Source organism: Brenneria alni (genome assembly GCF_003666245.1).
Classification (GTDB): Bacteria; Pseudomonadota; Gammaproteobacteria; order Enterobacterales; family Enterobacteriaceae; genus Brenneria; species Brenneria alni.
Window position 1 is genome coordinate 16,457 of the sequence record NZ_MJLZ01000029.1, and the last position, 14,797, is coordinate 31,253.

Below are 14,797 nucleotides of genomic sequence, written 5' to 3' on the forward strand. Positions count from 1 at the left end.
AGACGCCGATGACCCCCTTATTCCTGAATCTGATCACCTTGCTGGTGTTTTGCTGCGTGCTGCTGTTGGTTTTTGTCGTTTATCTCTGGCAAAAGGCGCGTCAGCGCAGGGCGCAGGGCGAACAGCGCTGGCGGCAAGTTCTGGCTGACGTGGAGCCAGCATCGACGCAGCCGGTTTCCGATTCTATCCTGCGCGACGAGATAACGACGCCGCTGATGCGGGTGCCGTTATTGGGGCACTGGCTGGCCGGGATCTGGTCGCAACTGGCGTTTATTGGCTGGAAAAAAAATTTGCGTCAGCGGACATTGCTGCTGGCGGTGCCGTCGCTGATGCTGGGCATGGTGATGGGGCAAAGAACAATGCTGCCGTTAACGCTGGGGCTGATATTTTCCCTGCTGTTGTTCGTCGGCATCGGTGGTTTACTGTTTCGCTCCACGCTGCAAAAACACCTGAAAGCGCTGCGCGAAAGCCTGCCGGAAGCCATTGACGCCATTACCCGCAGTTGCCGGGCCGGTGTCCCGGTGGCGAATACCTTTGCCATCGTGGCGGAGCATCTCACCGGGCCGCTGGCGGCTGAATTTAAAACCATCGACCACTGGTTGAAACTGGGGATACCGCTGCGTCAGGTGATTCAGACCTCGGCGGGCAGGGTGCCGATGGCGGAATACCGCTTCTTTGTGGTGATCCTGATTATCAATCAGGAAGCCGGCGGGCGGTTGGGCGAAACGCTGGAGCGGCTGTCCGCTACGCTGCGCGATCGCCGTGAGTTGCAGCTTAAAGTGCAGTCCAAAACCTCCGAGGCGCGGGCGTCCGCCAAGATTGTCGCGGCGCTGTTTCCTTTCTGTCTGGCCTATTTGTATATGAGATCCCCTGATGATTTCAGCTTTCTGTTTTCCGATCCGATCGGGACAACGGTACTGATGTATTCCCTGTGCAGCGTCTCTCTTGGGATGCTGGTCACGCATTTTATGGTCAAGCGAATAAGCTAAGGACGAGGGAGAGGCCAACATGACGGTATTTAGCGATCCCTTATTATTACTGGCGCTGGGATTAATTGGCGCGGGAATATACGTTGCCCGTCTTCACCAGAGCCAGCGGCAGCACAAGCAGTTGACGGAGCGGATGCGGGCGCATTTGCCCGCCGCCCCTATAGGGGCGGCCTCTCAGGATAGTATCCTGAGAGGCCAGGGAACAACAACAATACCCTGGCTGGAAAAAATTCTTTTACCGATAGCGCAACAGGGCTATCGCCTGTCTGGATCCGATCGGGATCGTCTTAATTTACGCCGTCTGCTTGATCTGTCCGGGTTCCGTCGTAGCGAAGCGGTAGGCTGGCTGGTGATGGGCAAGTTTCTTGTGGGTTTGCTATGCGCGGTGGCGCTGGTCTGGGGCTGTTTGCCGCCTGCGGATCGATTGGGCCTGACCGGCATTTCCGCCGGGTTGATCGGCTATTTTGTCGGGGCGATGCTGCCGGAATGGTGGCTGAAATGGCGGGCGGCCAGCCGTGGGGAAAAGCTGGCGCGGGCGGTGCCGGATGCGCTTGATCTCATGGTGGTCTGTGCCGAGGCAGGGTTGCCGATTGGCCGTGTGTTGCAGGTGGTATCGAAGGAATTGGGGCTTTCGTCGCCGGAAATGGCCGATGAGCTGCATTACACCGCCGCTGAACTGCAAATTCTCTCCGATCGTTCCCTGGCAATGGCGCATCTGGCGGAGAGAACCCGTGTTGCGGAAATAGAAAGTATGGTCGCTACGCTGATTCAGGCCGAACGCTACGGGACGCCGCTGTCGCAGGCGCTGCGCACCATTGCGGACGAAAGCCGTAAGACGTTGATTCTGGGGTTGGAAGAAAAAGCGGGCAAATTACCGGCACAGCTCAGTGTACCGCTGATGGCGCTGATCCTGCCGCCGATTATCGCCATTATGGCCGCACCCGCATTGGTGCGGGTGATTCGGCTACTGTCGCAATAAAGGCGTTTCCCCGGCGATATTGGCCACAATGGAAAAATAATGACGGATGAAATTCTCGATGATGATCGGTCTGATAACAAAATATAAACGCAGATCGCCACTCCTGGCGCTGGTGGTTGTGAGTACGCTACTGGCAGGGTGTGGCAGTTCAATGGCGATTAAAGGCACCAAAGATGAGGGGCTGCGTCTGGCCCGTTTACTGCGCGATCAGGGCAGAATTGAAGCGGCAACGGAAGTCTATGCCCGCCTCGATGGACGTGGAGAACTGAAAGGAACCGAACTGCTGGAGTATGCCAGCGTGGCGGCGCCGGTGCGTTCGCCCCAGCAAGCGCTGGAGTTGTATGGGCGCACCCGTCATGAGTTAGGCGGTGATACCGACAAGCTGAAACCACAGGAAGCGCTGGCCATCTGCTTAGGTATGGGGCGTGCGCATCTGGCGCTGGGACGCCATGAGATGGCGCGGAAAGATTTTAGCTGTGCGCTGAAAGCGCAGCCGGACAGCGCGGGGGCGCTCAATGGTATGGGCGTGGTGATGGATGCATCCGGCAAACACAGCGAAGCCCGTCAACTGTTTGAAAAGGCGTTACAGATTAACCCGGCGGATGTGGCCGCCATGAACAATCTGGCGCTGTCCTGGCTTGCCAGCGGTGATGCGGATCAAGCCATCGGTTTATTGCGATCGGCTGATAACAGCAACCCCGCCGCCAAGCTCAATTTGGCGTTGGCCTATCTCTACAGCGATCGCCAGGATGAGGCGCGCAGTACGCTGGCGACCATTGCGCAGCCGCAGCGTATTGATGGGTTGATGGAGACGTTACAGCAGCGTTTGGCGCAGATGCGGCAGGACAAAAACGGCGGCGAAACCCTGCTATTGTCCAGCCGCCAGCGTTTGCAACTCAGCAGCCCGGAGTGATGAAGATGTTGCGGCGCAATGATCTGGATTGGCGCAGTACGCACGGCGTGATCGCCGTAGAAGTGGCGTTCCTGGTGCCGGTGGTGCTGGTCGGCGTGATGATGCTGTTCGAACTGGCGCGTATCGCGCTGGTAATTGCCGTCGGCAGCGCGGCGTTGGATAACGCGGTGCAGAGTTTTCGTCTTGACGATCTCCAGACCGACAGCGCCGAACAGATGGGCCAGAATCTGAAAGAGCGGATGATTAGCGCGGCATACGGCTATCTGCAAGAGGATGATTTAACCGTCAGCGTCTTGCATTTCGACAATCTGAGTCAGTTAGGCGGGCTGACGGTCAATACCGACAGTGAAGATGTGGACGACAGTGAGGTCACCAGCACGTTGCCGGTCTGGTCTGTCACGGTGCAGATCAAAAAGGCGTTTATTACCCCGTTACCGGCGGTGCTGACCCTGGGCGATACCTTCCGCTATCAGTACAAGCATGTTTTCGGTACGGAGCTGAGTAATGAGTAAGGCCGTCCTGTCCCGGCTGCGTCGTTTCTGGCGTTGCGGCGGCGGTTCAGTCGCCGTTGAAACGGCGCTGGCGTTTCCCATCGTGTTGGCGATCGGCATGCTGTGTGCGGATATCTATACCGTCAGTCTTGAACGTGAGCGTATGGAGCAACGTGCCGGGGCGATAGTTTCGGTGCTTGCGCTCCAGCAGGAACTGACTGAAGAAGGGTTGCAAGGGTTGCTGGATACGGTGTTGCCGCAAGACGGCCTGGGCAATTACCAGTTGCTGATCAGCAACGTGCGGCAGACCGGGGAACTTTACTGGCAGCTAGGCCGGGGGACGGCGGAGGATCTGTGCAGCGAGAATCAGGCCGGTTACGGCGACACCTATCCGGGTGATTTGCCGGAAAAAGATACGCAAGACGGTAAAGAGGACATTTCGATGGTGGTGGTGGAACTGTGCCGTGAAGGTAAAGACATCAGTCTGCTCGGCGGGTTGTCGTTGAACAACCTGTTGCACGTCACGTCGATAAATCGCGTGGCGAGGGGCGTCGTCGCGCTTGATGAAGCATTAATGCAGGAAGCGGGCTTGCCGGAAGATGATGAATAATCTTTATCGCATGATGAAATGTCGGATCGACGGATGGTGCAGCGCCGTTCGCCGCGATCTGTGCCGCTTTCTGCGTCAGGAGCGTGGCGCGGGAGCCGCTTTCTATGTATTGGGCGCAATGGCGTTGCTGGTCACTGCCGCGTTTATTGTCGATACCTCAACCTCGACCGGCGATGCGGCGCAAATCAAACGTGCGACCGATGCAGCGGCGCTGGCGGTGGGGTATCAGGTGGTTGTCAGCGGCAATGAAAATAAAAAGTATGATCAGCAACAGATGACGGAGCTGGCGTTCGATTACGTCAAAGCCAATATCGGGCTGAACAGCGCACTGGCCGAAAAGATCGCGCTTGACAAGGTGAGCGTCCGCGAAGGGCGCAGCGATAATGATTATCCCACCTATACCGTGACCGTCAGCTTCACCACCGCGCCCGAACTGCTTCAACTGGGGGAATCAGAACAGGAGATTTATTCCACTGTAGAGGTGCTGAACCGCTCGACGGAAGTCGCGCTGATTTTGCCCAATACCTCGAAAGAGGATAGCGCCAATCTGGCCGTATTGCGCCGTATCGGCAACGAGTTTGCGGAAAATCTGATCGGCGAACGCGAAAACATCTGGCTGGCGCTGGTGCCGCATAGTCAGGCGGTCAGTGTCTATGACGCCGAACATACCAACCGGATCCGCGAGTGGGCCGCTCCAGGGGCGCTCACCCCGGTGGAGCTGACCTCGCTGTTCAACTCGGGCTACGGTGGTCTGGCCGATCGCCGTATCCCAGACCGCCGTTTCAACCTGCTGTGCATGTACCGTGGGCTGAACAGGGGCGACAACTATTTCTGGGACGAGACGCCGACGGGACAATTCCGCGTCTATTATCGGGCGGATCTGCCGCCGAATGCCCCGGAGGCTTATTTTATCTCCTGGGTCGGACCAAATCCGAGTTTCGGCCAGGCTATCGGTACCAACGACACGCGCTATCTGGTTGTGGATCAGGGCTGCCCTTATGCGCCTCTGCTGCCGCTCACCAACGATTTCGACAAGATCGCCGGGCGGCTCGACGAGATGCGCACCGGTTTTAATGTCAACTACGCCATCGCCATCGGCTGGGCGGCAATGGCGCTGGCCCCGAACTTTCGCGGCAGCGCTGGCTGGGATCTGGACGACGATCTGCCCAAAGACTTTGACGAGGGCAATGGCGAACGCACCAAAGCTATCGTGCTGCTGGTCAATTCCAGCGACATGCTGTGGTTCGACAGCGATTCCTATAACGCTTATGTGGGCAGACCGATCGACGGCTGTAGCGCGCAGACGACGGAGAATGACGGTTGCACCAGCGAGCAGTTGATTACCGCACGCTTCGCCAATCTGTGCACCAGCTTACGTGAACGCAATATACGCTTCTTTCTGGTGGTGACCGGCAACGACGAGGCGGTAAATGAAGATAAAAATGGCGGCACCGTCGCCAGCGCTTCCGAGTTTCGCCGCCTCGCCGATGCGGGACTAGGCGGCTGCGCTGAAAAAAGCGCTGATCTCACCTATTACAACGGCGAGGATTTTGTCGCATCGGAAAGCAAAATAAGAAACCGCCTGAGTGAAATTACTGACGAACTGCATCAGCAAAGCGGTTTCGTCCGGCTGATTGAGTAACGGCCCATGTGCCTTTTGACTAACAGGATATGACACGATGACTTTTTCTCGCTCAAAAGCCGGTTCTGCGCCGCAGCGTATTCCCCGTCAGGCATGGGTGCTGGAACCGCGTATGATGTTTGACGCCGCCGCCGTCGCTACGGTGGCTGATGTTGCCGTGCAGGTGGCGCCTACCGATAGCGCGCCCGGCGCTTCAGCTACGCCCGTTGCGGCTACCGTCACCATTACCGACAGCAGCGACAGCTTCCCGGCGGTGGATCTGTTCAGCAATGTCAGCGTCTCGCCCGATACCGGCGGCGGGGAGCTACAGGAGTTGGTCATTACCGTGGACAGCAGTGGTGGCAATCAGGCGCTGATTATCGACGGTTCGGTCATTACGCTGACCACCGCCACCGGCAATACGAAGACTAATAACTATTTCTACTCGGTTGCGGTCAGCGGCAATGTCACGACCATTACGGTGAATATCGCCTCCTCGGACACTGGCTATACGGCAGAGGGCGCAGCCGCTTTGATCGACGGTATTTCCTATCAGGCGCAGGACAAGAGCGTCGAAAGCGGCGAGGTCTCCGTCACCCTCACTACGTTGAGCGACGACAGCGACAGCGCCAGTCTGAATATCAGCGCCACCATCACCATTGACAGCCAGATCAATGTCGCACCGGTGCTGTCCGGTGATAGCGCCCTCGAAGCCGCTGAGTCATTCACCGCCGACGAGCTTGGCGGCAGCACGGAAGTCGCTTATTCCAGCGACGGCAGCTACGCCTATGTCGCCGGGGACGGCGTCCTCTCGGTATTCTCTGTTGATGACTCTGGGCGATTGGCCCTGCTTCAGACGCTGGCCGTCGACAATCTTGGTGCCGTCAGCCATATGGTGACCAGCTCTGACGGTCTGTCTGTTTATGCTACCGATGGCAGCAGTAATATTTTCGTTCTTGACGTCAATGAAGACGGCACGCTGCGCTATGTCTCAACCATCGATACCAATAATGGCAACGTTACCGGCGGGTTGGCTATCTCGCAAGATGGCGCCTGGGTCTATGTGGGCACCGAATGGAACGGAATGGTGATCTACAGCCGCGACGCCGCCAGCAGTGCGCTGAACCATGCGGGACGCGTAGATGACGGCAGCCGCGACGGCGTGATCGCCACCGCTGGCGACTATGTTTACGCGATCTATTCTGGCGCGGGTCTTTTCGGTTCGGTCAGCCTGAGCGTTTATCAGCGCAATGATGATGGTTCACTGACCACCATCACCAGCGTGACCGTCAGCGACCTTAATCTCGACTTCAGTAATATCGACTGGAGTAACCCGAACTACACCAATAATGTCAGCACTGTCACGCTGGCGGTTTCGGCGGATGGTCAGTATCTCTATATTGCCGCACCGCTCAAAGGGGTTGTTTTCGTCTATCAGTTCAGCGGCGGCAACCTTACCCAGCTCGATAGCGTTGCCATTAGTGGCGTATCCAGCATTACCCTCAACGATGAGGATGGTTTGCTCTACGCGGTGTCCGGTGACGGCGCTATCAGCGTCTACTCGGTCGCCGGCAATGGCGGGCTGATATTTTCCAGCAGTATTGCCGGCAACACCAGCGGTAGCGATATTGCGGTGTCCGGCGACGGTTTATCCATTCTGGCGGCAGGCGGCAGCGTAAGCCGCTACACCAGCGCACAGACGCTGAATCTGGGGGAAGCGCTGACCTTTGCCAGCGGCCTGACGCTTAAAGACAGCAACTATGATGTGCTGAACGGCGGCGAGGGCGACTACAACGGCGCCAGCATCACCGTTAGCGCCAGCGTCGATGGCGGCAGCTTTGGTTTTGCCGATGGCAACGGGCTGACGCTTGAGAACGGCGTCATCTCCCTCGGCGACGACGCTATCGCCGCCCTGAGTGTGAGCGACGGCGTACTGACCGTGACTTTCACCGATGTTGCTACCCGCGCAGTCGCCAATCAGGTGTTGCAGCAACTAAGCTATACCAATGCCAGCGTCGCCATGGGGAGCCTGCTTACGCTTACCGTGCGCGGGCGGGACAGCGGCGCGGGCAATCTGTCCAGCAATGACATAACCCTGACGCTGCGCGCCAACGCCGTGCCGCAGGTCAACACCGACGCCGCCACCGGCTATGGTCTGAGTTCGGCGACCAGCGAAACCGCCTATCGCTTTACCCTGTTTTCCGGTCTGTTCCATGATGAAGACGGCGACACGCTTACCTGGAGCGTCAGCGGTTTGCCTGACGGGCTGACTTTCGACGCCACGACCCGTACTATTGCGGGGACAACTGCGGAAACCGGCACTTTCACCGTGACTGTGAGCGCCACCGATCCCTCGGGCGCCAGCGCTTCTCTGGCGTTGGATTTGGTGGTTGAGCAGGTCGCCAACCGTGCGCCTGAAATTAACCCGCAAGCCGCCGCCACGCTGGACTCCGCCGTTGAAAACACCGCCTATAGCGTCACGCTGGACGCCAGCCTGTTCAACGACGCCGATAGCCGCTACGGTGATAGCCTGAGCTGGAGCGTAAGCGGCCTGCCCGACGGTCTGACTTTCGACGCCGGGACTCTGACGCTCTCCGGCGCCGCCGCTACGCTGGGCAGTTATACCGTCACCGTAACGGTAACCGATCAGTCGGGGGCCAGCGCCTCGACCGAACTGACGTTGCGGGTGATCACTCAGTCCGAGGCGGACAACAGCGCGCCGGTTCTTGATGTTGACGAAAGTGGGTTGGTCTATACCGCTGAAGGCAACCTGACGGGTTTCAGTCAGTATGTCTACGGTCTGGCGCTGTCGCCCGACGATGGCACGCTAATGGTATTAGGCAGCGGCAGTAACTCTCATGCGATCACCCCTTCCGGCAACAGTACCCTGTATGTTTACAGCCGCGACGCCGATACCGGCGAACTGACTCTGGTGCAGACCTTCGTTCAGGGCGCCGCCGACGATGGCGACGACAGCAACGGCATCGAAATCAATGGGCTGGACAGCGCGACCTCGGCGGTTTATTCCGCTGATGGCAAGTACGCTTATCTGGTGGGCAAGAACGCATCCGGCAACTATGTGGTTACCGTGTTCAGCGTCAATGACAACGGTACGCTCGGCGTCACTGGTTTGAGCGCAGAGGTGACGGGTGCATCGGAGATCAAACAGTTGACGGTTTCGGCTGACGGCGGCGCACTCTATGTTATTTCCTCCAGTACTCTTTATGCCTATACGGTTGGCGAGAATGGCGCGCTGAACCTGTCCGGCAGCTACAGCGACAGTTACAGCACAGCTTCCGCCATGGCCATCGATTCGTCGGGCAATGTCTATGTGCTGGGCGGCTCCAAACTGATTGTCTACACCGCCAACGGCGACGGCACCCTGACCTATGCCACCACCGGCACCGGTATCGGCTTGAGTGGAACGTCGAGAGGCATCGTGGTTTCGGACGCGGGCTACATTTATGCGACGACCGGCAGCAACAACACGGTGGTCACGCTGTATTACGACAGCGCAACCAACACGGTGACCCGGACATCGACCGCTTCCCCTGGGAGTCAGGTCTGGGGGCTTTCACTTTCGCAGGATGGCACCGCGCTTTATGCAGGCGGCCTGACGGGGCAGGTATACATCTATAGCGTCAATGGAGATGGCTCACTGACGCATACCAATACGCTGGCTCTCTCCACCAATGGCCGTGCATTCCGCTATGCCATTTCCTCGGACAACACGTCCATCTATGTGGGCGGTTTCTACAACCGAGCAGGTTTGAGCCTGATCAGTGCTGGCGCGGTATCCGGGGCTTACACCGAAGGCGAAACCACCAACCCCGCCGCCAGCGTGTCGCTGTCCGACGTCGACTACGATGCCCTGGCCGATGGCGCGGGCAACTACAACGGCGCAACCATCACGCTGATGCGCGAAGGCGGGGCCAACAGTGCCGACAGCTACAGTTTTAGCGACGGCAACGGCCTGACGCTGGCCGATGGGGTTCTCTCCCTAAACGGCGCGGCCATCGGCACGTTCGCCAGCGACAATGGCGCGCTGACCATCAGGTTTACCGCAGACGTGACCACCGTCACCGCCAATCAGGTGCTGCAACAGATCGGTTATGCCAACACCAGCAGCGATCCTGGGAGCCGTGTCATGCTGACGCTGGCCGTAGGCGACGAATACACTACCAGCAGCGTCAATATCTTGCTGACGGTGGATGAAATCAATAATGCCCCCAGCCTGGTGAGTACGGCGGGCGATGTGACCTACACCAGCGGCGGCAACGCGGTAAAACTCTTCAGTGATACCCGTATTTCAGCCGGAGAGGTTGACCAGTTAATCTCGGAACTGACACTGACGGTTTCAGGCGTAGTCGATGGTGAAAGCGAAACGCTGACCATCGACGGCACAGCTATCGCGCTGGTTGCCGGTAGCGGCACGACGACCCGTGGCTACCGTTATACGGTAACGGTGGAAGATAATGCGGTCACCGTTACGCTGACTGGCAGTGAGGGGATAGCAGCCAACACCGCAGAAGCCCTGGTTAATGGTATTGGCTATGCCAATCATAGCGATGAACCCACCATCAGCAGCCGGACTGTTACCCTGAAGACGATTAAGGACAATGGCGGCACCAATAATAATGGGGTGGATACCACTGCGCTGACAATCAGCGCCAACGTCACGCTGTCGCTTACCAACCATGCACCGAGCCTCAGCTCCACGGCAGCCAGTACCACCTATGTCGAGAATGCCGACGCCAGCAATCTGTTCAGTAATACCGTTTTGTCTACCGGAGAGGATGGTCAGGCTATTCGTTCGCTGACGCTGACGGTCGCTGGCCTGGCGGATGGTGAAAATGAAACGCTGATTATCGACGGTATCAGCATCGTGCTGGTGGAGGGGATTAGCGGTACGACTACCAGCGGCTACGGCTATACGGTGAGCGTGGCGGAAGGAACCGCCACGGTGATCCTTAATAGCGTCGACGGGATCGCGGTGGGTGCCGCCGCCGCGCTGATCGATGCCATCGGCTACGTTAATACTAGCGATGATCCTACCGCGACTGCTCGTACCGTGACTCTGGCGGCCATTCAGGACGATGGCGGCGCCAGTAATAATGGCACTGATATCGCAACGCTGGCCATTGCCGCCACAGTAAACGTGATCGCCGTGAACGACGCTCCTGGCGTGGTATCCAGCGCCGTCAGCGGCATTTATACCGAAAGCGGCAGTTCGATTAGCTTGTTTAGCGATACCGCCATTTCGACGGTAGAGGACGGTCAGGGCATTATCGGACTGACGCTGACGGTCTCCGGGGTGGTGGATGGCGGCAGTGAAATCCTGGAGATAGACGGCGCGACTATCCGGCTGGTGGCGGGATCGGGCGCCACCGACAGCGGTTATCGCTATACCGTCACGGTAGAGGGGGATACGGTCACGGTCGCGATCGATAATAGCGGCAGTATTGATGTCAGTACCGCAGCGGCGCTGGTTGACAGTATTAATTATCTCAACCTGAGTACGGCGTTTACCGCCGGAGACCGTACCTTCACTCTGAGCGTCCAGGATAATGGCGGTACGGAGAATGGCGGTAGCGACATCACTACACTGGCTGGCAGCACCATTGTCACTCTGGTTGAAAATACGGCCCCCGTGCTTGGCAGCACACCGGATAACGAAACGTTGGAGGTGATCCAAAGCCTGCCTGCCATTGAGGGGATAACGGCTATCGCGGCCACTGCGTTGAGCGGAGACGGCAGCCATTTATATGTTGTCGCCAGCGACGGCGCTGTCGCAACCTTTAGCCGCAACGCCAGTACGGGCGAACTGATTTATCAGGGGAGCATCGTCAGTGGTGTGACCACGGTTTCCGATATCCAGATCAGTGATGATGGCGCCAGGCTTTATATACTGGGCGAGGGTGGCGATGCTATCGCCATCTTTAGCCGCACGACCTCCGACGGCAGTTTGTCGCTGACACAAACGCTGGCAACGGAGAATGTCGTCGATCTCGGCATCTCCAGTGATGGCGGCGCGATCTACGTGGTCGACGGTAACTACGCGGGACTGAGCGTCTATACGCTTGATAGCGAAAGCGGTCTGTATGCGCTCACGCAGCAGATCGCGGCGTCCACCTCGACCGAGCCTTACTTGTTCACCGGGGTAGGCATCAAGGCTGTGGGCGACTATGTGTTTGTTATCACCGATCCTGCCGCCAGCACCGTGGCCGACACGCTTATTGTCTACCAGCGTGGCAGTGATGGCGCACTCAACGCTATCTCCTATCTGCGCGACGGCGCCGACGACAGCGCAGGCACGATGGTGGAGATGTCCTCGCCCATTGATATCACTGTCTCCAGCGACGGCCAGTCCGTCTATGTCGCCAGCGCCGACGGTGTGTCGATCTTCAGTTTTGATGCGGATAGTGGGACGCTGAGTGTCGCAGGACACATCGCGGGTCTGAGCAATGTCACGGGTGTTGCGCTGGCTGGCGATAACCACACGCTGTATGTAACGTCGTCGGATGGCACCCTTAGCCGCTACGATATCAGCGCCAGTACGCCGGTTCTGCTGCAAGTGCTTACCAGCGACACCGACAGCGGTCTGTCTGGCGCCCGCCACATCAGTGTGAGCAGCAACGGTATGGCCGTCGTTACCGGCGCGGGCGGACTGGTCAATCTCAGGGATGGGCTGGCCGCCAGCCTTGATCTCGCTTACACCGAACAAAGTACGATTTTATTGGCTCAGATACTGACGCTGACGGACGCGGACTATGACGCGTTAAACAATGGCAGCGGTAACTACGCAGAGGCGACGATCGCGATTGCCCGCGCCGATGGCATCAGCAGCGACGACAGTTACGGCTTTATGGATGGTAATGGCCTGACGCTGGTCGACGGCACGCTTTATCTCAATGATGCGGCCATCGGCGCTTTCGTCAGCCGTGATGGCGCATTGACCGTCACTTTCAGCGCCGACGTGACAACCGCCACGGCTAATCTGGTGCTGCAACAGATTACTTATACCAACAACAGCAACGATCCCGGCAGCAGTATTGCCCTGGTGCTGACGGTGTCCGACGCTTATACCTCTGACAGTGTGAGGCTGGCGCTGGCCGTTAACGAGGTCAATAATGCGCCGTCGTTGACGACTACCGGCATGACGGCAGCCTATACTGAAGATGGCGCTCCTGCCAGCCTGTTTAGCGCAACGGCCCTCAGTACGGTGGAAGCGGGGCAGGAGATTGTCGGCCTCACGCTGACGGTATCGGGCCTGACCGATGGTGCGAGTGAAACGCTGACGGTTGACGGCACGGTGATTGCGCTGGTGGCGGGGTCGGGCGCTACCGCCAGCGGCTATGGCTACACGGTGACGGTCACAGGGGACACGGCCACCGTTGTTCTCAGTAGTGTAGACGGTATTGAAACAAGTGCCGCCGCGGGCTTGATTGACGCTATTACTTACGCCAACGCCAGCGACGATCCCACCACTGGCACTCGTACCGTAACGCTCACCGCCGTACAGGACAGCGGAGGGGTACAGAACGGCGGTAGCGACATCACGGCACTGAACATTGCCGCCACCGTTACCGTGGCGGCGGTTAACGATGCGCCAGTGGTGAGCGCCAGTGCCAGCAACAGCGATTATACGGGCAGCGCCATCAGTCTATTCAGCAATACTCATATTGATACGGTGGAAGCGGATGACCGTATTCTTGCCGTGACCTTAAGCGTTGCCGGAGTCGTGGATGGCGTCAATGAAGTCCTGAATATTGACGGGAGCAGCATCACCCTGACGGATGGCGCCAGCGTGACCACGGGTAATGGTTACCTTGTCAGCGTCAGCGTTAACGCAGATGGCGTTACCACTGTGACGATCGCCAGCGGCGCTGGCATCACCGCCGATCTGGCCGCAGCGCTGATCAATAGCATCAGCTATCAGAATGCCGCCGCCAGCGGCGGCGATCGGGTCATCACCCTCATTGCGGTGCAGGATAGCGGCGGTAAAGATGGTGCTGGCCGTGACACGGTTAATCTGGCTATTTCCGCCACGGTATCCGTTAATTTTGTTCCGGAAATCACCGCTACTGACTATCGCCTGAACCAGGCCACCGAGAATGAAGCCTACAGCGTGACGCTGCCGGACAATCTGTTTACCGACGCCGATGGCGACACGTTGACCTGGCGCCTCGACGGATTGCCTGACGGCCTGATTTTTGATGCCGACACCCGAACCATCAGCGGTACGCCGACTGAAAGCGGTACGTTTAGTCTGACCATAAGCGTTCAGGACAGCGCCGGTGGCCGCGCCACGTTGACGCTAACCCTGACGGTTGGACGGGAGATGACATTTAACAACCTGATGCTGTTTGCCCGCCCAGGTGATGCTTTTGCGCCGGATAACACTGATCGTGAAGATGAAGGTGGATTAAATGAGCGCGTATTTGCCAGTTCCCGGCCAACCGGTTCGTTGCTCAGGGCCGCCATACCGGCTGTGACGGCTGATGCGGCGGAAACACAGCGTCAGCGTGCAGCGGAATGGGGGCTGGAACCCGTTATGACGACGCTGCTGCCCGCGCTGGAAACCGTCAATTTCTCTTCCCGCGATCAGGGAACGCTTGTCAGCGATACCCGCTCAACCCTGTTCCAGACCATACGCGGACAAACCACGGCGCTGGAATCCGCATTCAGCAGTTTACAAGGCACACTCCAGCCGGATAACGCCGGAGCGCTGGTTTTCACCTTGCCACAGCACATTTTCAGCACCCGCGAAGGTGGCGCGGTGCTGACGTTGCAACTGGCAAATGGTCGTCCGCTGCCGTCATGGGTGCAGTTTGATGCCCGCAGCGGCGTGGTGCGGATAACCGATGCCAGCGCATTACAGGTCAATCAGATCCAACTGTCGCTGACCGCGCAAACCGCAGATGGCTCCAGCCGTACCCTGCCAATCACCCTGCGCGTCGGGCAGGGGGTAGAACCGCCAGTGCCGTTAACGCAGTTATATGAAACAGAGGCGGCAGCCACGTCATTATCTGTCCAGCGGCTTACGTCTGACCCGGCTGAAGTCGCCCATAGCGCAGGAAAAGCAGCATTTAGCCAACAGCTTGAGGCGCGCCGGAACATAGATGAATTATTGAATGCATTAGATCAGTTAACAGGGAGTGTGTCGTAACACATGACGCCACGTGAATTTCAAT

General features: G+C 58.2%; 7 protein-coding genes. All 7 read left to right on the forward strand.

Annotated features, from left to right (window positions below):
* Positions 1–8 precede the first annotated feature (8 nt).
* From BIY29_RS13210 to BIY29_RS13240, 7 genes are read left to right on the forward strand one after another with little or no spacing between them, the layout of a single operon-like run.
* Entirely contained in the window at positions 9–989 is a 981-nt protein-coding gene (locus BIY29_RS13210; protein WP_121575575.1) for a type II secretion system F family protein, read from the forward strand.
* Between the two features lie 19 nt (positions 990–1,008).
* On the forward strand, positions 1,009–1,968 hold the full coding sequence (locus tag BIY29_RS13215; RefSeq protein WP_121575576.1) for a type II secretion system F family protein: 960 nt from the start codon (positions 1,009–1,011) through the stop codon (positions 1,966–1,968).
* 46 nt (positions 1,969–2,014) lie between these two features.
* Positions 2,015–2,881, forward strand: coding sequence for a tetratricopeptide repeat protein (locus BIY29_RS13220; protein ID WP_420808421.1), 867 nt, complete (start codon positions 2,015–2,017; stop codon positions 2,879–2,881).
* 5 nt (positions 2,882–2,886) lie between these two features.
* Positions 2,887–3,393 (forward strand): TadE/TadG family type IV pilus assembly protein, encoded by a 507-nt coding sequence (locus tag BIY29_RS13225; protein ID WP_205680343.1) that lies wholly within the window; start codon positions 2,887–2,889, stop codon positions 3,391–3,393.
* Positions 3,386–3,982 (forward strand): TadE/TadG family type IV pilus assembly protein, encoded by a 597-nt coding sequence (locus BIY29_RS13230; RefSeq protein ID WP_121575578.1) that lies wholly within the window; start codon positions 3,386–3,388, stop codon positions 3,980–3,982. The genes BIY29_RS13225 and BIY29_RS13230 overlap by 8 nt, the downstream gene beginning before the upstream one ends.
* Entirely contained in the window at positions 3,972–5,624 is a 1,653-nt protein-coding gene (locus tag BIY29_RS13235) for a TadE/TadG family type IV pilus assembly protein (protein ID WP_240630140.1), read from the forward strand. The genes BIY29_RS13230 and BIY29_RS13235 overlap by 11 nt, the downstream gene beginning before the upstream one ends.
* Positions 5,625–5,661: 37 nt before the next feature.
* Complete coding sequence (locus BIY29_RS13240) at positions 5,662–14,772, forward strand: putative Ig domain-containing protein (protein WP_121575579.1); 9,111 nt, start codon at positions 5,662–5,664, stop codon at positions 14,770–14,772.
* Positions 14,773–14,797 lie beyond the last annotated feature (25 nt).

Bases quoted from the DNA above. Each gene is read 5' to 3' on its own strand.
- BIY29_RS13210 (WP_121575575.1), top strand. From the start codon at position 9: ATGACCCCCTTATTCCTGAATCTGATCACCTTGCTGGTGTTTTGCTGC.
- BIY29_RS13215 (WP_121575576.1), top strand. From the start codon at position 1,009: ATGACGGTATTTAGCGATCCCTTATTATTACTGGCGCTGGGATTAATT.
- BIY29_RS13220 (WP_420808421.1), top strand. From the start codon at position 2,015: ATGAAATTCTCGATGATGATCGGTCTGATAACAAAATATAAACGCAGA.
- BIY29_RS13225 (WP_205680343.1), top strand. From the start codon at position 2,887: ATGTTGCGGCGCAATGATCTGGATTGGCGCAGTACGCACGGCGTGATC.
- BIY29_RS13230 (WP_121575578.1), top strand. From the start codon at position 3,386: ATGAGTAAGGCCGTCCTGTCCCGGCTGCGTCGTTTCTGGCGTTGCGGC.
- BIY29_RS13235 (WP_240630140.1), top strand. From the start codon at position 3,972: ATGATGAATAATCTTTATCGCATGATGAAATGTCGGATCGACGGATGG.
- BIY29_RS13240 (WP_121575579.1), top strand. From the start codon at position 5,662: ATGACTTTTTCTCGCTCAAAAGCCGGTTCTGCGCCGCAGCGTATTCCC.